The organism is Mesorhizobium sp. B1-1-5 (genome assembly GCF_006443065.1).
Lineage (GTDB): Bacteria > Pseudomonadota > Alphaproteobacteria > Rhizobiales > Rhizobiaceae > Mesorhizobium.
In genome coordinates, this window is record NZ_VFWS01000585.1 from 1 (window position 1) to 1105 (window position 1105).

The 1105-nt window shown below is 62.9% G+C and carries 1 protein-coding gene; it reads right to left on the reverse strand.

The window, feature by feature from the left end; all coding sequences use genetic code 11:
- A partial coding sequence (locus tag FJ980_RS33520; RefSeq protein ID WP_140547655.1) for a polysaccharide biosynthesis/export family protein occupies positions 1–1105 on the reverse strand: 1105 nt, incomplete at both ends.

Sequence of the window (1105 nt, forward strand, 5' to 3'; positions counted from 1 at the left end):
CCGGCGTGTCTTCCTTGACCGCAATCTCGCTCGTCTTGCCGTCGGCAGCGCGCAGCAGTGAATAGATCAGGGTGGGCTCTTCGTTGGTTGCGCTGGCGGCCACGGTGGCAGGATCGGTGGCCTGGGCCATCAATCCTTTCTGCATGTTGACCCTCAGCGCGGCCTCGTTCAGGTCGGCTTCGGTCTGCTGCCGGTCGGCGGCGAGGCTCGAGCTCAGCGTGTTCTGGGCATCGATGGCATCCTGCGTTGCCTTGCTGATCGCTTGCTTGGCGGTGAGGATGGCCGTTTCGTAGTCCAGGATCTTGCCCTGAAGGTCGGTGACGGACTGCTGCGAATCCAGCAGTCTTGCGTTGGCGACCAGACCTTTCTGGGCCAGCGGACCGATGCTGGTGAGTTGCTGCTGCGCCAGGTCGACCTGCTTCTGCTGGTTGACGATCTTCTTCTGCAGCGATTCGATCTCGGCCTGCAGAACTCCTTTCAGATCGCTGAGCGCCTCGAGCTTCAGCTTCAGCGCCTTCTGGTCAGCCGTGAGGATCGTCATCTCGTCCGCGACGATGGCCTGCAGTCTAGGATCGCCCTCGACCTCCTTCGGCACGTCGAAGCTCGACTTGCCCGCAAGGTCGGCATCGATGCGCGCGCGCTTGACGATCAGTCGAACGCGCTGATCGTCATATATGTCGAAATTGCCTTTGGCGGTGACCAGGTCCTTGCCGAGCTGCGGGCCGTAGTCGGCGCTTCGCCGGATGCCGCCGGCGATGCTGACCGCCTTCAGCACCGTAAGATCGGGCACATAGGGGAATTGGCCGGGGTTCTGCACCTCACCCGAAATATAGAACGGCCGGAACTGCGCCATTTCGACCGATGCCTCGGGCCGGTCCGACAAAGCGAGCTTGTGCTGCAGCGCCTCGCCGATCGCCGCCGCGACTTCGGCCGTTGTCTTTCCGGATGCCGGCAGCTCGCCGACGAAAGGCACCGACAGCATTCCGGCCGGCCCGACCGTGTATACGCCATTCACCGCCGACCAGTCGCGGAACGTGCCTTCGACGGTCTGCCACTCCGCGATACGGATGGTGAGCTTGTCTTGCGATCCGAGATGGTACTCGTC